The organism is Mesonia phycicola, assembly GCF_900141885.1.
GTDB lineage: Bacteria > Bacteroidota > Bacteroidia > Flavobacteriales > Flavobacteriaceae > Mesonia > Mesonia phycicola.
This window is the reverse complement of sequence record NZ_FQYY01000001.1, coordinates 459105-479913: the sequence shown is the minus strand read 5'-3', so window position 1 is coordinate 479913 and position 20809 is coordinate 459105. Positions and strand designations below refer to the sequence as shown.

General features: G+C 31.3%; 21 protein-coding genes. 8 read left to right on the top strand and 13 right to left on the bottom strand.

Annotation, left to right across the window (positions count from 1 at the left end; translation table 11 throughout):
• Nucleotides 1-42: 42 nt before the first annotated feature.
• The 4 genes from rluF to BUC03_RS02250 are packed head-to-tail and all read right to left on the bottom strand — an operon-like array spanning nt 43 to nt 2919.
• Nucleotides 43-843, bottom strand: a complete 801-nt coding sequence (rluF, locus tag BUC03_RS02265; protein WP_073147803.1) for a 23S rRNA pseudouridine(2604) synthase RluF — start codon at nt 841-843, stop codon at nt 43-45.
• Between the two features lie 12 nt (nt 844-855).
• Nucleotides 856-1695 (bottom strand): alpha/beta hydrolase, encoded by an 840-nt coding sequence (locus tag BUC03_RS02260; protein WP_073147801.1) that lies wholly within the window; start codon nt 1693-1695, stop codon nt 856-858.
• Between the two features lie 53 nt (nt 1696-1748).
• Nucleotides 1749-2408 carry an inorganic diphosphatase gene (locus tag BUC03_RS02255; RefSeq protein WP_200799120.1) on the bottom strand — a complete coding sequence of 220 codons (660 nt, stop codon included), beginning with the start codon at nt 2406-2408 and terminating at the stop codon, nt 1749-1751.
• Nucleotides 2371-2919: a hypothetical protein gene (locus BUC03_RS02250; protein WP_073147797.1), complete on the bottom strand. Its 549-nt coding sequence runs from the start codon at nt 2917-2919 to the stop codon at nt 2371-2373. Before BUC03_RS02250 ends, BUC03_RS02255 begins: the two co-directional genes overlap by 38 nt.
• Nucleotides 2920-3058: 139 nt before the next feature.
• On the opposite strand from BUC03_RS02250, the gene BUC03_RS02245 reads away from it, so the two are divergent.
• From BUC03_RS02245 to BUC03_RS02235, 3 genes are read left to right on the top strand one after another with little or no spacing between them, the layout of a single operon-like run.
• Nucleotides 3059-3691 (top strand): 7-carboxy-7-deazaguanine synthase QueE, encoded by a 633-nt coding sequence (locus tag BUC03_RS02245; protein ID WP_073147795.1) that lies wholly within the window; start codon nt 3059-3061, stop codon nt 3689-3691.
• Nucleotides 3692-3713: 22 nt separating this feature from the next.
• Nucleotides 3714-4547 carry a 50S ribosomal protein L11 methyltransferase gene (gene prmA, locus BUC03_RS02240; RefSeq protein ID WP_073147793.1) on the top strand — a complete coding sequence of 278 codons (834 nt, stop codon included), beginning with the start codon at nt 3714-3716 and terminating at the stop codon, nt 4545-4547.
• 49 nt (nt 4548-4596) lie between these two features.
• The gene (locus BUC03_RS02235; protein WP_073148012.1) at nt 4597-4872 is read left to right on the top strand and encodes an ATP-dependent Clp protease adaptor ClpS; all 276 of its coding nucleotides are present in this window, start codon (nt 4597-4599) and stop codon (nt 4870-4872) included.
• Nucleotides 4873-4928: 56 nt separating this feature from the next.
• On the opposite strand, the gene BUC03_RS02230 is transcribed toward BUC03_RS02235, so the two are convergent.
• The 3 genes from BUC03_RS02230 to BUC03_RS02220 form a co-directional block, all read right to left on the bottom strand.
• A complete protein-coding gene (locus BUC03_RS02230) occupies nt 4929-5675 on the bottom strand; it encodes a class I SAM-dependent methyltransferase (protein ID WP_073147791.1) in 747 nt (248 codons plus the stop codon).
• Nucleotides 5676-5867: 192 nt separating this feature from the next.
• A complete protein-coding gene (locus BUC03_RS02225) occupies nt 5868-6623 on the bottom strand; it encodes a TIGR03915 family putative DNA repair protein (protein WP_073147789.1) in 756 nt (251 codons plus the stop codon).
• Between the two features lie 85 nt (nt 6624-6708).
• Nucleotides 6709-7995: a putative DNA modification/repair radical SAM protein gene (locus BUC03_RS02220; RefSeq protein ID WP_073147787.1), complete on the bottom strand. Its 1287-nt coding sequence runs from the start codon at nt 7993-7995 to the stop codon at nt 6709-6711.
• A 180-nt stretch (nt 7996-8175) separates the two neighbouring features.
• Here BUC03_RS02220 and BUC03_RS02215 point away from each other — a divergent pair, with 180 nt between their 5' ends.
• From BUC03_RS02215 to BUC03_RS02200, 4 genes are all read left to right on the top strand, one after another.
• A complete protein-coding gene (locus BUC03_RS02215; protein ID WP_073147785.1) occupies nt 8176-9390 on the top strand; it encodes an MFS transporter in 1215 nt (404 codons plus the stop codon).
• Nucleotides 9391-9450: 60 nt separating this feature from the next.
• The gene (locus tag BUC03_RS02210) at nt 9451-10212 is read left to right on the top strand and encodes a LexA family transcriptional regulator (RefSeq protein ID WP_073147783.1); all 762 of its coding nucleotides are present in this window, start codon (nt 9451-9453) and stop codon (nt 10210-10212) included.
• A gap of 45 nt (nt 10213-10257) precedes the next feature.
• Nucleotides 10258-11904, top strand: a complete 1647-nt coding sequence (locus tag BUC03_RS02205) for a tetratricopeptide repeat protein (RefSeq protein WP_073147781.1) — start codon at nt 10258-10260, stop codon at nt 11902-11904.
• A gap of 113 nt (nt 11905-12017) precedes the next feature.
• The gene (locus tag BUC03_RS02200; RefSeq protein ID WP_073147779.1) at nt 12018-12881 is read left to right on the top strand and encodes a T9SS type A sorting domain-containing protein; all 864 of its coding nucleotides are present in this window, start codon (nt 12018-12020) and stop codon (nt 12879-12881) included.
• Between the two features lie 68 nt (nt 12882-12949).
• Here the strand turns inward: BUC03_RS02200 and leuB are convergent, their stop codons facing one another.
• From leuB to BUC03_RS02180, 4 genes are all read right to left on the bottom strand, one after another.
• Nucleotides 12950-14062 (bottom strand): 3-isopropylmalate dehydrogenase, encoded by a 1113-nt coding sequence (leuB, locus tag BUC03_RS02195; RefSeq protein ID WP_073147777.1) that lies wholly within the window; start codon nt 14060-14062, stop codon nt 12950-12952.
• A gap of 120 nt (nt 14063-14182) precedes the next feature.
• On the bottom strand, nt 14183-14773 hold the full coding sequence (gene leuD, locus BUC03_RS02190; protein ID WP_073147775.1) for a 3-isopropylmalate dehydratase small subunit: 591 nt from the start codon (nt 14771-14773) through the stop codon (nt 14183-14185).
• On the bottom strand, nt 14773-16155 hold the full coding sequence (leuC, locus tag BUC03_RS02185; RefSeq protein WP_073147773.1) for a 3-isopropylmalate dehydratase large subunit: 1383 nt from the start codon (nt 16153-16155) through the stop codon (nt 14773-14775). Before leuC ends, leuD begins: the two co-directional genes overlap by 1 nt.
• A 136-nt stretch (nt 16156-16291) precedes the next feature.
• Complete coding sequence (locus BUC03_RS02180; protein ID WP_073147771.1) at nt 16292-17464, bottom strand: 2-isopropylmalate synthase; 1173 nt, start codon at nt 17462-17464, stop codon at nt 16292-16294.
• Nucleotides 17465-17614: 150 nt separating this feature from the next.
• On the opposite strand from BUC03_RS02180, the gene BUC03_RS02175 reads away from it, so the two are divergent.
• Nucleotides 17615-19150 carry a hypothetical protein gene (locus tag BUC03_RS02175; RefSeq protein WP_073147769.1) on the top strand — a complete coding sequence of 512 codons (1536 nt, stop codon included), beginning with the start codon at nt 17615-17617 and terminating at the stop codon, nt 19148-19150.
• Nucleotides 19151-19166: 16 nt separating this feature from the next.
• Here the strand turns inward: BUC03_RS02175 and BUC03_RS02170 are convergent, their stop codons facing one another.
• A complete protein-coding gene (locus BUC03_RS02170; protein ID WP_073147767.1) occupies nt 19167-19667 on the bottom strand; it encodes a GNAT family N-acetyltransferase in 501 nt (166 codons plus the stop codon).
• A complete protein-coding gene (locus tag BUC03_RS02165; RefSeq protein WP_073147765.1) occupies nt 19667-20800 on the bottom strand; it encodes an MFS transporter in 1134 nt (377 codons plus the stop codon). Before BUC03_RS02165 ends, BUC03_RS02170 begins: the two co-directional genes overlap by 1 nt.
• Nucleotides 20801-20809 lie beyond the last annotated feature (9 nt).

The window sequence follows — 20809 nt, the reverse complement described above, 5'->3', positions numbered from 1 at the left end:
ATAGAATGTGGGCTACTTAAAGAAATGTTACTTTTTTATAGATTACCTTCTACTTTTAGGTTTAAATTTTGGAATTTCTTTTTTTACAACTTTGGTAGGTGTAGGTAAAGACGCTTCTTCTGTTTTGCTAGAATCACTAATAAGACTGTTTAATTGGTTAAGTTCATCTTCTGTTAACTCTCTATATTTGCCAATTGGTAAGTCTAATTCAATATTCATAATTCTTATTCTTTTAAGTTTTACAACTTCAAAGCCTAGATACTCACACATACGTCTAATTTGTCTATTTAAACCTTGTGTTAGGGTAATTTTAAAATCGTGACTCCCTACTTTTTCAACGTGACATTTTTTTGTAATTGTATCTAATATAGGTACGCCATTACTCATTCTGTTTAAAAAGTCATTGTTTATAGGTCTGTCTACTTTTACAACATATTCTTTTTCGTGATTATTTCTAGCTCTAAGAATTTTGTTTACTATATCACCATCATCGGTTAGTAAAATAAGGCCTTCACTAGGTTTATCTAACCTACCAATAGGAAATATTCTAGTAGGGTAATTAATGTAATCTATAATATTGTCTTTCTCTACTTTAGTATCTGTAGTACAAACTATACCAACGGGTTTATTAAATGCTAAGTAGACTTGCTTTTTTTTCGTGTCTTTTATAAGTTCACCATTTACTCTTACTTCATCATCATTAGAAATTTTAGTTCCCATTTCAGGAACTTGACCGTTAATTGTTACTCTACCTTCATCAATTAGTTGGTCTGCTTTTCTTCTAGAACAATAACCAACTTCACTTAGGTATTTGTTTATTCTTTTTAATTTCTTCTCTTCCACAAAAATGATTTTTTAGTTATTCAAAAACTGAATAATTTCTCCATGAATATAGTCATTATTTAAAGAGTGACCAGCGCCCTCTGTTTCTATAAATTTTGAGTTCTCGTAATTTTCATGAATACTTTTTGAAGCGCTTACAGGGGCAATTTTATCATAAGTGTCATGTATAATTAAACCTGGTTGTTTAATGTTACTAGCAAATTTTGCAATAGAAAACTCATGAAAATTATAGCCCAATTGTTCTTTAAAGTAAATATCTAAATCACGCATTACCCTAGGTTTGAAGTTAAGAATTTTCTGGTAATCATCCATAATTTCTGTAATTTCTGATGGTGGGCCTAATAATACCAGTTTTTTAATTGCAGGATTAGGGTAGCTGTATTGATGAAAAACGGTTGTCATACCGCCAATGCTATGGCCAATTACGTAATCTGGTGAGTATTTTTTTACTATTGCTTCTACACATTTTGTATATAGCGGAACATGCAAGAAATTACCTGTAGAGTTACCGTGTGCAGGAGCATCAAAAGCGATAATGTTATAATTTTCTGCTTTTAATTTTTCAATTAAACTCATCCAACGAAATGTGTTACTTTCCCAACCGTGAATTAGAAGAATAGTTTTTCCGTTATTTTTCCAATTATAAGTTTGTAAAGCAAGATTTTCTACTTCTACAATTTCATGTTTTGCTTTATTTAAAAAGTCCATTTGCTCTGGCTTAACCTTACCTCGTCTAGGAATGCAAAAAAGAGAAAATGCTTTTTTTACTGCTTTTTTAGGTTTTACCAAGTGTAAACCGTTAAGTTGAATACCTATCATTTTAGGTAAATACTTATTTATTGTCTTTTTCATACACAAAAATAGATTGTTGCGAGTTTAGAATTGGTTTTTTGTTGTTTGTAATATTATGGGTTAGGTAATCTCCATTTTTCAATTTCACTCATTGCGGCTTGTTCACCTGTCCAACGTTTTAATTGAATTTCATCATTTAAATCGTAAAATTTAAACCAATCACCTATCATTTTTCTTATTTCAGGATAATTTTCAGAAAACTCATGAAAATTGGTAGCTTTAATAATTCGCTTGTTTTCTTCAGCAGGAATAGCAATAATTTTATTGTCAGACTCTTCGTTGTCTAAAAGCTCAATCATCCCAATAGGGATAATCTCGACAACGCTTCCTGTGGTAATATTTTCGCCTAAAATTAAAACATCTAAAGCATCACCATCACCACCATTTTCTGGATCGCTATAAGTAGAAGGAATAAAACCGTAATTACCTAAATAGGGTAAAAAGTCTATAATTCTGTCTTTTCCGTTAAGCGTGTCGTTAATAAATTTTTTTTCTATTTTATTATATTCAATTTTGTGATTGGTTCCTGCTGGTATTTCTACCACAGCCTGAATGTTTTTATTTTTAGAATAGGTAGGTAAGTGGTAGTAGTCTATTTCTTTTTTATTTTCTTGTTGGCAACTAGTTAGTACTAAAATAGAAAGTAGACCTGCACAAAAATTTAATATATTCATACTACTCCCAACCAATCCAAAAGTTTTTAATCTTAGCATTATCAGGAATTTGATTTGATTCAATAGGGATGTTTGTATTGTATTTAGCATCTCCAGAAATATTCTCTTTATCTATTGCTATATATACATTAATATCGTCTAAGAATATAATTACATTATTTAGTGTATTTTCTATTCTAGAAATTTTGTAATTACTTTCAATATCTTTAAAAGTGCTAGAGATACTTAAACCTTTTTCAGTTTTAAATCTACTATCTTTTAATTGAATGGTAGAGATTGTACTGGTACTATCAAAAACTTGTACAGGGTCTAATAATAAAAGCTCTTTACCAGCTTTATCAAAAATGGTAATTTGTGTAGATGTTCTAAATTGGTTTTTGTTTATAGAAACAATAGAATCATTAGCATATACAGAGTCTAAATCTTTAACCTGAATGTTTTTAGTAAGTAAGCCTACTTGCTGGTTTGTTATTAAAAAAGGATTGTGTTTTTCTTCTTTAGTACAGGCAAGTAAGAGAAGGATAGAAAAAAGGGCTATAAATTTTTTCATGAGTAGTTTATTTTAAGTGGTAAAAGTAGTAATAGTAATTTGCTCTTAGAAATTATTATAGAGATATCTTATATAGAATTTGAATTTAAAATGAGTAAAAAATGTATGTTCCTTTGTTAATCACTATCTTTGCACTCTTATGAAAAAAGAAGAAATAGAGCAGTTGGTAGAACAAGGTAAAATGCTTCCTTTAATGGAAGAGTTTTATACCATTCAAGGGGAAGGTTACCATAAAGGTACAGCCGCATATTTTATAAGAATAGGTGGTTGTGATGTTGGTTGCCACTGGTGTGATGTGAAAGAAAGTTGGGATGCAGAAAAGCACCCGCCTACAGCTACAGAAACCATTGTAGAAAATGCTATAAAATACAGCAAAACTATTGTGGTAACAGGAGGTGAACCATTAACTTGGGATATGACAGAGCTAACTAATCAATTAAAAGATAAGGGGGCACAAACTCATATTGAAACTTCTGGTGCATACGAGTTAACAGGTATTTGGGATTGGATTTGTTTATCTCCTAAAAAATTAAAATTACCCACTCAAAAAGTGTACGATCAAGCAAATGAGTTAAAAGTAATTGTTTTTAATAAACACGATTTAAAATTTGCAGAAGAGCAGGCGACTAAAGTAAATAAAGACTGTATACTTTACCTGCAGCCAGAATGGAGTGTAAGAGATAAGGTAGTGCCAATGATTGTAGATTATGTTATGCAAAACCCACAGTGGAAAGTATCTCTACAAACCCATAAATATTTAAATATTCCATAAAGATTTTAATTCTTTCAAAGAAATGAGTCAAACATATAAAGGCTTTTATTTTAACGTAGAGCCATTACAACCAGGAACAGAAATTTTAATTGCTGAATTAGGTGAAGCAGGTTTTGAAAGTTTTGTAGAAACAGAAAGTGGAGTACAAGCTTACATACAAACCAAAGAATATCATGAAGAGATATTAAAAAATATTCAGATTTTAGACTCTACAGAGTTTAAGATTACCTATACTTCTGAAGATATTGAACAAGTAAATTGGAATGAAGAGTGGGAGAAAAACTTCTCTCCAATTGTAGTAGATGAGCTTTGCCAAGTAAGAGCACCTTTTCACCCTAAATTAGAAACAGAATTTGATATAGTTATTGAGCCAAAAATGAGTTTTGGTACAGGTCATCACGCCACCACGCATATGATGATTCAGCATATATTAAAAGAAGATTGGGGAAATCTAAAAGTGTTAGATATGGGCTGTGGTACTGGAGTTTTAGCAATTCTTGCAGAAATGAAAGGTGCTAAACCTCTAGATGCTATAGATATTGATAATTGGTGTTATTTAAATACGGTTGAAAATATAGAAAGAAATAACTGTCATCACATCACAGCCTATGAGGGAGATGCAAGCTTATTAAATAATAAAACATACGATGCAATAATTGCAAACATTAATCGTAACATTTTATTAAATGATATGGCAACCTACGTAAACTGTTTAAATAATGGCGGTAAATTATTTTTAAGTGGTTTTTACCAAGAAGATTTGCCTATAATTAAAGAAAGTTGTGAAAATTTAGGTTTAAACTATCAAACTCACTTAGTAAGAGACAATTGGGTGGCTGTAAAGTTTGTTAAATAATTTAATTTTTGAAGATTGTTTATTAAATTTACATGTTAAAATTTTAAATATGAGTGTACAAGAAGAAGTTTTAGAGGAGTTACTCACAGATAAACAAGAAACAAGACAAAACGAAATTGTTGTTTTTAATGATGATGTAAACACATTTGATTATGTGATAGATATGTTGATGAATGCTTGTGACCATGATCCTTTACAAGCAGAACAATGTACTATGCTAATACATTACAAAGGAAAATGTACTGTGAAAACTGGCGATTATGACGATTTAGAACCGCGTTGTAGCGCTTTATTACAAGCAGGGCTGAGTGCAGAAATTCAATAGTTTTTATACTATGCTTGTTTAAGTATAAGTTTGAAGTAATAAAAAATCCTTTTTAGTTATTCTGAAAAGGATTTTTTATTTCCTACACGTAATAACACGGGGAAAGTAACTTCTCTTTTTTTATCTTCCCAATAATTCTTTAACTCATGTTCTATAAGCTTAAGCGGATTCCTTTTTTTAATGCTTATAAAATGTTTTACAGCAGACCAAGTATATAGGTAATTTAAAAAATCTTCTGCGGTCCAACAGTAAGTAATTTTAAATTTAGGAGCTGCCACCTCTTTAAAAGGAAACGGAATGGTTTGGTAATTTTCTTCTATATATTTACGTTCGTCATCCCAATATTTACCTAAAATATCATTGTAAAAATAATTAATTAAGTTATTTATTTTAGGGGTAACGCTTGCTAAACCATACCCAATCACTACTAAATACCCGTTAGGTTTTAAGGTACGATTTACTTCTGCATAAAATTCATTGAAATTAAACCAATGTATAGCTTGAGAAACGGTAATTAAATCAAATTGATGATTTTTAAAATTTGTTTTTTCTGCTAATTGCACAGAGTAATCTATATTGTTTAGTGGTGTAGCGTTTTTTAATTGAGAAGCACTTAAATCTGTAGCTTTAACAAGCGTAAATTTTTCAGCTAATTTTGTGGCTACTTGGCCATTTCCTGTAGCACAATCCCAAGCAATATTTTTATTTTCTACTAAACTAAAAATATAGTCAAATACTACGGCCGGATAGGTAGGTCGGTATTTTGCGTAGAGTTGAGAATCTTTAGAGAAGTTGTCTTTCATCTTTTAAATGTAATAAAAAAAGCTTAGCAAGATGCTAAGCTTTTACGCCTTTGATTGATGAATGAGAACAATTTTTAACTAATTAAATTTCGGCGTTTTTTAATATTGGCTTTCCATTATAAGACGCTATAAATTTTATTTTGTTACAAGATGAAAGTATAATTTTTTAAAAAAATTATATACGCTATCTTTTTATAAATACTTCTCGCTTAAATACTTCCAATATCGTTTAGGTACGTGCTGTTGGTGTAGTTTAGTATTTTTTCTAGATTTAATATTGGTGCTGTCAAAATAGTTTTTCCATAAATGTTGAAACTGAATTTCTTCCGTAGTAAAAAAATCTGTTGAAGTTTCTAAAATAGAAGTAGGCAAATCAAGCTGTATAATTTCTACTTTCTCTAGATCATAAAAAATTCCGTAGTTTCTTTTTAAATCGTAAATGCACCATTTTTGATCGGCATACCTATTTTTAAAGTGTTTAATATTGAGAGGTAAAACATTAAAATCTGGTTCTACGGTAGCAAAATAAATATCATCTTTAGTTTTTCTAAATCTTACAAAAGCATCCATTCGGTGTTTTTCTCGACCTACTTGTTTTACAGTTTGTGCAACCTTTAACACAGCAGGATTGGCATAATCTTTTGTAATATTTTTGGTTGAAGATAAGGCGTGTTGAATGTATAGAAAAAGTGTATTTTCAATTTCATTTAACTCACTAAGAAAGGCCCAGTAAATTTGTTGACTTCCGCGAGAACCACATTTTTCTTTAACTTTTAACCAAACTCGTTTAGATTTTTCTTCGGAAGTAATTACCTCTTCCACTTCTTCAAAAAAATCACCTAAAAACTTTTCTCTCTTCACAATTTTTGGTTGCTTACATTTATACTCATAAGCCATAAAAACCGCCGAAAGAAAACCTTCAAAAGATGAATCGTAAATAAATACCATTTTTTACTTTACTTTTAATGTCGTCATGCTGAACTTGTTTCAGCACCCCACCCTAATTTTAAAATTAGTTGAAGTTGATCAAGGTTTAATACTGAATTAACGCATCTTGTTTATCAAATAAATTAAGTTGATTGTTATATGTATTTCTAAATTTACTCTTTGAATTTTGAAGAATTAAATTTTTAATACTCATTGCTGAAAGATCTTTTTTCTCCCATTCTTGAGAGTTACAAACCATAAAATATTTAGCACGATTTAGTGCTACTCCAATTTTTTTGAGGTGTTCCCAGTTGAGGTTTCGGTATTTTCTTGCTCCTAAAATTTTATAGACAGATTTCATACCAAGACCAGGTATTCTTGCAAGCATTTGTTTATCTGCTTTATTTACATCTACCGGAAATAAATGTAAATTACGTAATGCCCAACTTAGTTTTGGGTCTACATCGCTGTCGAGATTGGGATGTTCTTTGTTTAGTAATTCTTCAATAGAAAATCCGTAAAAACGCATGAGCCAATCTGCTTGATACAACCTGTTTTCTCTTAATAACGGAACATCTGTACCAATAGAGGGTAACCTAGCGTCGTAACTAATAGGAATATAGCCAGAATAATATACCCGTTTCATTTGGTATTTTTTATAAAAATAGGCAGCGGTATACATTACCTGTGCATCAGTTTCATTAGTAGCGCCAACAATCATTTGTGTGCTTTGCCCAGCTGGAGCAAATTTGGGAGTACTTTTTATAATTTTCTTTTCAGATTTATACCGAATAATTTCATTTTTTACTTTGTTCATGGGTTGTAAAAAATCTTTTCGGTCTTTATCTGGTGCTAAAAGCTTTAAACCTTCTCTTGTGGGTATTTCTATATTTACAGAAAGCCTATCTGCATATAAACCTGCTTCGTGCATTAACTCGTCATTCGCACCAGGTATTGATTTTAAATGAATGTATCCATTAAAATTTTCTTCTAACCGAAGTTTTTTTGCCACCTGTACCAAACGCTCCATCGTAGTATCTGGACTTTTAAAAATACCTGAACTTAAAAATAAGCCTTCAATATAATTTCTTCGATAAAAATTAATGGTTAAGTCAACCACTTCTTGTACTTTAAAAGCAGCTCGTTTAATGTCGTTACTTTTTCTAGTTACGCAATACGCACAATCAAAAATGCAATGGTTAGTGAGTAATATTTTAAGCAAAGAAACGCAACGTCCATCTTCTGTATAACTATGGCAAATACCCATTCCGCTAGAATCGCCAAGGCCTTTATTTTGGTTTTGACGTTTACTCCCGCTACTAGAGCAAGACACATCATATTTGGCCGCATCGGCAAGAATATTCAATTTTTCTTTTATTCGATCAAAATTCATACAACAAGATAGGATTTTGTACAAAATTATGGAATAAATCCTTTTATTGAAATTCTTATTTGTTAAAGTATCATAAGTTTAAAAACTAGTACAAAAACAAGATTTAATTTTGAGGTTTTTAAAGAAAGCACTGGCTAAAATTCTAACCAATGTTTCTTAAAGTCTTATCTATATATTCTCATGCATTTACAGAAAGCAACCGAGAGCCAAAAAAAACTGGCTACGATTATTACCTTTTTTACTATTCCTCTTTCTGGATTTATGACAGATGTTTATCTGCCCTCTTTCCCTGCTATGTCTAAAGATTTATTAGTTTCAGAAAAGAGTATTCAGTTAACGTTAACCTGCTTTTTTTTAAGTTATGGTGTAGCACAATTATTTGTAGGGAGTATATTAGATAGTATTGGGCGCTATAAACCTCTTTTAATTTCGTTAGCAGTTTTATTAGTTAGTAGTTTGGCAGTAACATTTACAGAAGAAGTGTGGCTAATTTGTTTTTGGCGAATAGTACAAGGTATTGGTACTGCATTTGTAGTGGTTGCTAAACGAGCTTATTTTGTAGATGTTTATGAAACAGAAAGGAGAAAACATTATTTAAGCTTTTTTACTATAGTTTGGTCTTGCGGACCTATAATAGCTCCTTTTCTTGGCGGATATCTAGAAGATGTATTTAATTGGCAAGCTAATTTTTACTTTTTAGCCATTTATGCAGCAATTTTATTGGTAGCAGAAATTTTGTTTAGTGGTGAAACTATACGGGTAACAAAGAAATTTAATCTAAAGAAAACCGTAATACTGTATAGCATTATGCTTAGAAATAAACCTTTTATACTTGGTATTTTAATTTTAGGTTTAGCATATTCTGTAGTAATGGTATTTAATGTGTCAGGTCCTTTTGTAGTAGAACACCATTTTAATTTTAACTCTGTAGTGATAGGTTATTGTACTTTAATTCTAGGAGTTTCTTGGATGGTTGGTGGTATATTGAGTAAACGTTTTAATGCTAAAGCATTTGTTTTAAAAAATAAAAGGGCTGTTATTGTTCAATTGGTGCTAATTGCAATGTTAATAGGTATAAGCCTGCAATACGATAGTTTATATCTTTTAATCGCTTTTGCTTTTGTTATTCATATTTGTTCAGGCTTTATATTTACCAATTACTTTACCAATAATATGTTGTACTTCCCTAGCTATGCTGGGATTGCTGGCGGACTTATAGGTGGTTTATTATATATAATTATCTCTTTTTCTAGCTTTGTAATTTCTTCTTCTGGAAGTGTAATTAATAGTTTAGATATGGCGTTGAGGTATTTAATGATTTCTTTGCCTTTAATGTTGGTAATTTATTACGCTTTATCTTTTAAATACCTGAAGCGAAAATTAAAAACTCAATAATTTCACGGAAAATTTCCTTTTTTATTTTTGGATTATTTCCTTATTCTGTATCTTTACCATATGGAATTAGGAGTAGAAATTAAGCGTTTTAAAGAAATAAGAGACGAAAACCAGTTTACACAAGCTGAATTTGCTGAGCGTCTAGGAGTAAAAAATACTACTGCAGATATTGAACGCGGTCGTACAAAACTTTCTGGAACGGTGGTAATGGAGTTATTGAAACAATTCAATATTAACCCACTTTGGTTATATGGGCAAAGCCATCAAAAGCATTTGCCTTTGCATCAGATAGATACGATGCCAAAAGTAATTACGGTAGATAGTGAAGATAACGAAAATATTACCATGGTTAATCAGAAAGCAGCTGCAGGTTATCCTCACAATATTCAAGACGTAGATTGGTATAGACAATTACCTGCTTTTGATTTTCCTTTACCGCAATACAGAAATGCAACTTATCGAGGTTTTCAGGTAGAAGGAGATAGTATGATGCCAAATTTAAGACCTGAAGATTGGGTGTTGGCCAAAGCTATACCAAGTTTATCTGATGCAAGTGATCATAAGATTTACGTGGTGGTAATGTACGATACCGTAGTGGTTAAAAAACTACATAAATTAACAGACCCTTCAAAAATTAGATTGGTTTCTTTAAATGAAGAATATGCTCCTTTTGAAGTAAAAGTATCTGATATACAAGAGCTTTGGCAAGTAACAAGTAAGTTAACTTTTAGCTTAGATGCCAATTCTGAAAACAGTATGCTTAGGCAATTACAAACTTCTATGGAAGAACTAAAAGCTCAATTAAATTCTTTTAAAAAATAATGATATATTAAAGGTTTATTTGCTTTTGGTTACTTAAAATCATAGATGAAGACAAATTACCTTATTATATTATTTATTTTTCTTGTTCACTATTCTTTTTCACAGAGCAGAGAAGAATGTGAAGATGTTATAAAACAAGCGGTAGAAGATATTTTTGAACGTCAGAATTATGCGTCGGCAATTCCTAAGCTAGAAAGCGTAAGAAGTATAGCAGAAAAAAAAGAATATTATAAAGAGCAATTTTTAGCTACAAATAATTTAGGAGCCGCATATTACCAAATGTTAGATTATGGTAATGCTATTAAACATTACTTAGAGGCTTACAATCTTGCCATACAAAAAAATGCTTCTAAAGATGAGATGACGGTGCTTAACAATATTGCAATTGTTTATGCTGCAGAAAACAATTTAGAAAAAGCAAAAGAGTACTTTAAAAAGTCTTTTGATATTGCTGTTTCAGAAAATATTGATCTCAAAATAAAGCTTTACGCATCTAATTTAGCAAAAATTAATTTTGAGCTTAAAAATATAACGCAAGCAAATTATTACATAAATAAGGTATTAGACTTTAATAATGTAGATAGTGATGCAGTAAATTTAAATGCTCTTACAACTAAAAACCATATACTTCTCTATGAAAAAAAATATGAAGAAGTAATTAAAGCAGCAAATATTGTAATTGAGAAAGCAAGAGGCAATAATTTAAAAGAAGCTATTTCTGAAAATCAGTTAATTTTAGCTGAAGCTTATTTAGCAAGCAAAAATTTTGATAAATCTCAAGCGACAATTTCTTCCGGAATTTTAGAAGCTGTAAATAATAATTATAAACTCAACTTTTATGAGTTAAAATCTCTTTTGGCTCTTAAAACAGGAAATATAGATGCTATTTATACTGCAAAAGATAGTATAGTTTATTTAAGTCAATTAATTAATGACACTCAAAATAAAGAAGTTCTGGAAAATTCTCAGCTCAAATTTGAGTTAGCAGAATCTAACCATCATCTAATTATAAGTAAAGAAAAATCTTTAAATCAAAGAAATATTTATTTAATTATAACCTTAGTGTTAGTTTGTGTTATCATTATCTTAGGTTGGGTGTTTTACAAAAGAAACTTAATAAATAAGCATAACAGAGAACTTGTAAATAGAAATCTTAAAATAGCAGATTTAGAATTAGAGAAAGAAAGAAATAAAGTAAAACTTTTACACCAGCAGCGTAGGGAAGAAGAATTAAAAAATGCCTTAGAAAAGAAGAAATTAGAAAACGAAATACAACAACGCAATAAACAACTTTCAGATAAAATTTTATTTCAAACTACAAGAAATGAAATGATAGAAGATGTAATTAATAAAATTGCTAAGCTTCCAGAAATTACAGAAAACAATTCAACTAAAACTTATATAAAAGAGTTAAAAACCTATCTTAAAGAAGATATGAAATGGGAAGAGTTTAATGCAAAATTTAATCATCTAAATCCTAAATTTCTTATTCAATTAAAGAAAACTCATCCTAACTTAACAGCTAACGATATTCGTTTTTTGTCTTTTATATATTTAAACCTTTCTTATAATGAGATAGCTTCATTATTAAATATTTCTGTAGAAAGCTGTAGAAAACGTAAAGAAAGAGTTTCTAAAAAACTTAATTTATCTTCTGGTAAAATACTCTTTGAGTATCTGTCAACACTGTAATGTCACAAAATGTCACGCTAATTGTCACATCATGTAGCGGTGTAATCATAAGCTAACTTATAAGTAATTAAGATATTAGCAATACTTATTATTAACCCAAATCTCAATTACTTATGAAAACAAAATTATTTTCATTTTTACTTTTTTTAAGTTTCTTTAATCTTTTTAGTCAAACCAATCCAACAATAGCTGGAGATGTAATGCTTTGTCCTAATTCTAATGGTACAGCTTCTGTAACTAACGGCGAAACTTATGACACTTACCAATGGCAATTTAAATATTGGTTTTTAAGTGATAATTTTCAAGATATTGCTGGGGCAAATAGTAATAGTTTTACTTACGATTGGTATACTTATGATCAAGCTTTACTTAAAGTAGTGGTGACTAAAAATGGTACAACTTATGAGTCTAACGAAATTCAAATAGATTCTTATGCATTTGCCAGTTTATCTATTTCACTCACTCCTAGTGCTAATGTAGAGTTAGATCCAATGAATGGAGAATATTTAATTTGTGACGGAGATTTTATTGATTGTACGGTGCAAACACCATATACTAATGTACAATGGTATAAAGATGGGCAATTAATAGCTGGAGCTAACCAAATAAATTATACCATTACATCTTCTGGAGCTTATACAGTAGAAGGTTCTCCAGATACTTGTCCTAATTTTGTTCAAAATTCTTTTCCAATAATTATAAGAGATAATACAGATTGTACATTGAGTCTTCAACAAAAGAATTTAGAAGAATTGGTATTGTTAGAAAATCCTGTAAAAAATGTTTTAAAATTAAAAAATTCAGGAAATAATGAGCTTACAGAAGTATCAATTTACAGTCTTAACGGAAAACAAGTTGTAAAGAAAACCTCTAACAACTTAACAGAAATAAATGTAGAAAATTTATCTAGCGGAGTTTATATATTAAAAGTAGAAAGTAATAATTCTTTTAAACACATTAAGTTTATAAAAGAATAAACCAAGCAATAAAAATTAAAAAGGCTTTCAAGTTTCTGAAAGCCTTTTTTTAATTTATAAACAGTTAATTATATAATTGTTGCTTGCCCAAGGCTAAGGTTATCTCCGTTTAGTTTTAGATCTTCATCTAAAATTAATCCTTCAATAAAAGTTCCTACCTTTTCGGTAGAGTAGGTACTTTTCTTATTAATATCACTAGTACAAATATTCATTTCTAAGCTTTTATCTACCGCAGCTTGTATGGTGGCTGCTTCTTCTAGTAAATTAAAATGCTCTAACAACATTGCTGCAGAAAGAATAGATGCAATTGGGTTGGCAATACCTTTGCCAGTTGCCTGCGGGTAAGAACCGTGAATAGGCTCAAACAAAGAAAATTGTTTACCAACAGAGGCAGAGGCAAGTAAACCAATACTACCACCAATTACACTAGCCTCATCAGAAATAATATCTCCAAACATATTTTCTGTAAGAATTACATCAAACTGTTTTGGGTTAATTATCATTTGCATAGCAGCATTATCTACATATAAAAAATCTAATTCTACTTCTGGGTAACTTTTAGCAATCTCTTTTACCGTTTTACGCCATAGTCTAGAAGTTTCTAACACATTAGCTTTATCTACCAAAGTAACTTTCTTTCTTCTTTTCTGCGCAGCTTCAAAAGCTAAATAGGTCATTCTTTCAATTTCATCAAAAGAATATTCACAAAGGTCAGAAGCATGTTTTAAGTCTTCACTCAATGTTTTTTTACCAAAATAAATACCACCTGTTAATTCTCTATAAATTACCATATCTGCTCCAGCAATTCTTTCTGGTTTTAAAGGGGAGTGTTCTAGCAATTTCTCAAAAGCACGAACTGGTCTAATATTAGCAAATAAACCTAACTCTTTACGTAGTTTAAGTAAACCCTGCTCAGGCCTTACTTTAGCAGCAGGATTGTTATCATATTTAGGGTCTCCAATAGCGCCAAACAAGACTGCATCAGAGATTTTACATAACTCTAAAGTAGCATCTGGTAGAGGATTATTAGTGGCATCTATGGCTGCGGCTCCCACAACTGCTTCTTCAAAAGTAAACTCATGATCAAAACGCTCTGCAATAGCTTTTAAAATTTTTACCGATTGTTGGGTAATTTCTGGTCCAATACCATCTCCTGGTAATACTGCTATGTTTAACTTCATATTTTGTGTTGTTTGGGCGCAACCCTATGGGTCGGGCTTTCCGTTATATCTTTTTTATGTAATTTCTCGACTCCGCTCAAAATGACATAAAAAGGATGCCACTTCAATCCCTTGCGCATTTTATGCAATGTGCTTTTCTTCAAAAGCCTTTATATTTTCTAATTTACTCAATAAAAAATCAATATCATCAAATCCGTTAACTAAACATACTTTTTTATAAGCATCGATATCAAATCTTTCTTCTAGCTGTTTTTCTAAAAGAGTAATTACTTGATTTTCTAAATCAATTTTAATTTCTGTTTTAGGATTTTCTTCAATTGCTTTTAATAATTCTGCTAAAAACTCTGGACTCACTTGCACAGGTAGCAAACCATTATTTAAAGAGTTGCCCTTAAAAATATCTGCAAAATAGCTAGAAACAACTACTTTAAAGCCATATGCTTTTATAGCCCAAGCAGCGTGTTCTCTACTAGAGCCGCAACCAAAATTATCTCCAGCCACTAAAATTTGACCTTGATATTGTTCTTGATTTAATGGAAAATCTTTTTTTATATTTCCTTCGTTATCAAAGCGCCAGTCTCTAAATAAATTTTCTCCAAAACCAGCTTTATCTGTAGCTTTTAAAAAACGAGCCGGAATTATTTGATCGGTATCTATGTTTTCTATCTCTAAGGGTACCGCTGTATCGGTAAGGGTTACAAATTTTTCCATTAGTTTAGGTGTTTTGTAAAATCTACAATTTTTCCTGCAATAGCAGTTGCAGCAGCAGTTAATGGGCTAGCTAAAATGGTTCTAGAGCCTTGCCCTTGTCTACCTTCAAAATTTCTGTTACTGGTAGATACGCAATACTCTCCTGCAGGTATTTTATCATCGTTCATCGCTAAACAAGCCGAGCAGCCTGGTTGCCTTAATTTAAATCCTGCTTCTTCAAAAATAGTATGTAAACCTTCTTCTTCAATTTGAGCAGCTACTTGTCTTGAGCCGGGTACAATTAATGCGTTTACATTGTCTGCCTTTTTCTTTCCTTTAATGTAACTAGCGGCTAGTCTAAAATCTTCTATTCTAGAGTTGGTACAACTACCTATAAAAATATAATTAATAGGGGTGTCTATTAAAGATTTTCCAGCTGTAAAGCCCATATATTCTAGTGCTTTGTCTGAACTTTTATTACTATTTGTAGGGATAGCTTGGGTAATTTTTATACCCATACCTGGATTAGTACCGTAAGTTACCATAGGTTCTATGGCTTCTGCATTAAAAGAATACTCTTGATCAAAAATAGCGTCTTCGTCTGTTTTTAAACTTTCCCAATAGGTTTTTAGTTTTTCAAATGCTTCTCCTTTTGGCGCAAATTCTCTTCCTTCTACATAATCATAAGTGGTTTGGTCTGGCGCTATAAGTCCGCCACGAGCACCCATTTCTATGCTCATATTACAAACGGTCATTCTGCCTTCCATCGACATTTCTTCAAAAACGTTACCTGCGTATTCACAAAAATATCCAGTACCCGAGTTGGTGCCTAATTCACTAATAATATATAAGATAACATCTTTAGGGGTAACTCCTTTTTTTAATTTGCCGTTTACGTTTACTCTAAGTTTTTTGGGTTTTTGCACCAATAAAGATTGACTAGCAAAAACTTGCGCAACTTGGCTAGTACCTATACCAAAAGCAATGGTGCCAAAAGCACCGTGGGTAGAGGTGTGGCTATCACCACAAACCATTGTCATTCCTGGTTGGGTAATACCTAACTCTGGAGCCATAACATGCACAATACCATTGTAGGGATGCCCTAGACCGTAAAGGGTAATATTATTTTCTTCGCAATTTTGAGTAAGTTCTTTAAGTTGTTTTCTTGATAATAAGTCTTTTACAGGTAAATGTTGATTTTCTGTAGGCGTGTTGTGGTCTGCAGTAGCTACAGTTTTATCTGGTCTAAAAACAGGGATATTACGGTCTTTAAGTTCTTGAAAAGCTTGCGGACTAGTAACTTCATGAATTAGATGTTTGTCTATATATAAAATATCTGGACCGTTAGGTATAGACTCTACCACGTGAGCATCCCAGATTTTATCAAAAAGTGTTTTTTTCATTTTGTTTTTTTTAATTGCGCAAGGGATAGAAGCGACATCCTTTTTTGCTTTATAAAAGACTTCTTAAATTAAGCTCAAGTGAGTAGCAAAAAAGATATAGCGAATAGCCCGACCCGGTAGGGTTGCGCCCACATAATTATGCGCTTACACGAGATTTAGATTGATAAATTTCCATAATTTTATGAATGTCGTTGTCTAGAACTTCTTTGCGTGCATCGGCATAATGAAGAAATTCTTTGTACACTACATCTAACTCTAGTTTGGTAAGATTATAACCAACTTTTTTGGCTTTATGAGCTAAGGCAGCACGACCGCTTCTTGCGGTAAGAATAATGGCAGACTCGGTTACACCTACATCTGCTGGGTTGATAATTTCGTAAGTTTCTCTGTTTTTAATTACTCCGTCTTGGTGAATACCAGAACTATGAGCAAAGGCGTTGGCACCAACAATTGCTTTGTTGGGTTGTACGTACATTCCCATTTCTTGAGAAACCATTTTGCTGGTATCGTACAATAATTGCGAGTGGATATCTGTATGTAAGTTTAATGCTGGGTGTTGGCGCAAAATCATTACTATTTCTTCTAAAGCAGTGTTTCCTGCACGTTCGCCAATACCATTTATAGTACATTCTATTTGGCGAGCGCCATTGGTGATTCCGGCAATAGAGTTGGCGGTAGCCATCCCTAAATCGTTGTGGCAATGACAAGAAATGATCACGTTTTCTATGCCTACTACATTATCTTTTAAGTATTTTATTTTTTTACCATATTCTTCGGGCAAACAATAACCTGTGGTGTCTGGTATATTTAAAACAGTTGCGCCAGCTTTGACGGCTTCTGTACAAACAGTTGCCAAAAACTCATTATCTGTTCTACCAGCATCTTCTGCATAAAACTCTACGTCGTCTACAAAACTTTTGGCATAAGCTACCGCTTCTCCCGCACGTTCTATAATTTCTTGTGGTGTAGATTTAAATTTGTATTTAATATGAGATTCTGAAGTACCAATACCAGTATGTATTCTTGGTTTTTTGGCATGTTTTAAAGCTTGTGCAGCTACTTCAATATCGTTTTTTACAGCTCTAGTTAGGCCGCAAACGGTGGCATTTTTTACGAGTTTGGCAATTTCTGAAACAGATTGAAAGTCTTGTGGGCTAGATACAGGAAATCCTGCTTCTATAACATCTACCCCTAATTCATCTAATCTTTTGGCAATTTTTAATTTTTGGGTGGTGTTTAACTTGCACCCAGGTACTTGCTCTCCATCTCTCAACGTGGTATCAAAAATTTCTACCTTTTCTGTACTCATAAACGCTTGTTTTTAGTTTATCTTTAATTTTAAAAGTAATAAGGTTTATAGAGCCTTAGAATCAAATTTTAAAAATACTTACGATTTCTAAGCGGCTACTTTTATTATTAAGTATTTGTTTTTTAAGTGTTTGTGTTAAATGATTTTACGATGTTAAAAGATTATTCTGACCCTTTATTTTCTTTAATTAAAACGCTTTCTGCATCTGAAAAGCGACAATTTTCATTGTATGCGGGAAGAATGGGAGGGAAATCTGAGCGTAAATTTGAACATTTATTTAAAATTTTATCGAAACAAAAAAGTTATGATGAGTTAGAAATTTTATCTAAAACTTCAATAACAAAGCAACAATTATCTAATGTAAAAGCCCATTTGTACAAACAGATATTGGTGAGTTTACGTTTAAACCCTTCTCAACAAAATATACCTTTACAACTAAGAGAGCAGCTTGATTTTGCTTATATTTTATATAGAAAAGGACTCTATAAACAGGCGTTAAAGTTGTTAGATAAAACTAAAATTAGTGCGATTGAGTATGAAGAAAAAAATATTGCTTTTGAAGTTTTAGATCTAGAGAAAATTATAGAATCTCAATACATTACCAGAAGTTTAGAACACAGAGCAGACGATTTGGTAAACCAAACCGAAGAACTTTCTGTTTTAAACGTTATAGCGGGCAAACTTTCTAATTTATCACTGCAGCTTTATAACATTTTTTTAAAAATGGGGTATGCAAGAACAGAAGAAGAAGCCCAAGAGATTACCAGTTTTTTTGAAGAAAATTTGCCAGTGTACAATTATAAGCAATTAAGTTTTCGAGAAAAATTATGGTTATATCAGTCTTACTTGTGGTATAGTTTTATAACACAAGACTTTTTATCTTGTTATCGGTATGCCTCTAAATGGGTAGATCTTTTTCAGCAAAATCCAACTTTAATAAAAGTACATCCTGTTTTTTATATAAAAGGAAATCATTATTTGTTAGAGGCTCTTTTCTATTTAAATAGTGTAAGTTTATTTGAGCGAGTATTAGCAGATTTTGAAAAAAATATACAAGATAAACGTATACCTAAAGATGAAAATATACTGGTTTTGTCTTTTATGTATCTCTACTTTAATAAATTGAATTTACGATTTATGAAAGGTGAATTTGCTAATGGAGATAGCTTGGTAAACGAAATTACACGTAAAATTAAACTTTACCAAAACTCTTTAGATGAACATCATATTATGGTGTTGTATTATAAAATAGCATCGCTATATTTTGGTGATGATAATTATGAAAAGTGTATTGAATTTCTTCAGAAAATAATTCAGAATAAATCGCTAGAAATGCGAGAAGATTTAATGTGTTTTAGTAGAATTTTAAATCTTGTAGCGCATTATGAAGCTGGTTTAGATTATCAATTAGATAAATTAATACGTTCTACCTATCGGTTTTTAATTAAAATGAATGATTTACATGAAGTGCAAAAAGAAATGATTAAGTTTTTAAGGCACTTGCCTAATGTTTACCCTTCTGATATTAAGGCAGAATTTAAAAAACTTAGAGATCGGTTAAAAGTGTATGAAGAACACCCGTTTGAACGTCGCGCATTTTTATATTTAGATATAATTTCTTGGTTAGAAAGTAATTTTGAAAACAGACCCGTAGCAGAAATTATTAAAGAGAAATTTAATGAGTAAAATTGTTTTGGAAAGTTTACAAATTCAATTGTAGAAATACTAAATCTAACCACCTGTCAAATTTATAACCAACCTCTTTTAAATAGCCCACTTCTTGAAAACCTAGATTTTTATGAAATTGAATGCTAAATTTATTTTCAGCATCTATGCCTGCTACCATATTATGGCAATCTCTTTGTTTGGCAAGTGTAATTAATTTTAAAATAAGTTGTTTACCAATACCTTTTCCTTGAAAATCTGGCGATACGTAAACAGAGTGTTCTATACAATATCTATATGCTTCGTGTGGTCTAAACTGTCCAAAGGTACCATATCCCACTACGTCGTTGTCTAACTCTGCTACTAAAATAGGAAACTTCAAGTTTTGTTTTTCTAGAAACCAATCTTTCATTTCTAAAAGACTTTTGGTATTGTAATTATAAATTACTGTGGTGTGTAAAATATGATGATTTAATATTTCTAAGATTGCTGGTAAATCTCTTTCTTGAGCTTCTCTAAGTATTACGTTGTTATCCATTAATTGTAAAGTTTAAAAAGTTTCTTTGAAAAAGGAATAAGCATTACTCCGCAAATTAGAAATAGTAAAAAGGCAAGTCTTAAACTAAAAATTTCAGCTAAATAACCAATTAGCGGCGGACCTAATAGTCTGCCTAAAATACCGTACGTAGAAATGATAGAAATAGCCATACCTGCAGAATATTTTTTAGAGTCTCCAGCAGAAGTAAAAATCATAGGAATTACTGCTGCCACTCCTAAACCTATTAAACTAAAACCAATTAATGCAGGCCAAAAATAAGGTAGAAGTATTACGGTAGTTATGCCAACTACAATTAAACTAGCGCTGAGGTAATAAGATTTTTGCATACCTATTTTTTCTATCACGCGGTCTGAAGAGAAACGAGACAATGCCATAAAAATCATAAATGTAAAGTAGCCTAGCGTAAAAATATCTTCTTCAATAACATCTTTAAAATAAACGCTACTCCAGTCAAACATACCACCCTCACAAACTGAAGCAAAGAAAATTAGAATACCTAAGTAAAAAATAAAAGGATCTGGTTTGCCAAGCTTTATTTTGTTTCCTGCGGTGGCTTTGTCATTTTTTAGTAAATAAAAATACGCTGCAATAGCACCTACAAAAGTTATTGTGGTAACCATTAACATATGAAGCTCAAAAGAAATATTCAGTTTTAAAATTAGTGTACAAAAAGCTACTCCAGCTAAACCACCTGTGCTCCATATACCGTGAAAAGAGCCAATAATTTTTTTAGTGAATTTTTTTTGAAGGGTTATGGTTTGCGTATTCATAAAAATATTAATGATACGCATACAAAATGAGAATACAGAAACTGCCGCAATAAGAACTATAATATTAGAAGTATAGCCTAAAACTAAAAGAGAAGCTCCAAAAAATAACATAGAAAGTACTAACGGATTTCTACTGCTAAATTTGGCTACCATCCATCCAGAAATAGGTAGACCAATTAAAGAGGCTATAGGCATAACCAGAAGAAGGTTTCCTAATTCTGCTTCGCTTAAATTAAAGTTATCTTTAATAGTGGGTATGCGTGAAGCCCAAGAAGAAAAGCAGAATCCAGCTAAAAAAAAGCAAGTGCTTAAGGCAATGCGTTGTTTTACTTTTAGCTCCATATTTTTCAA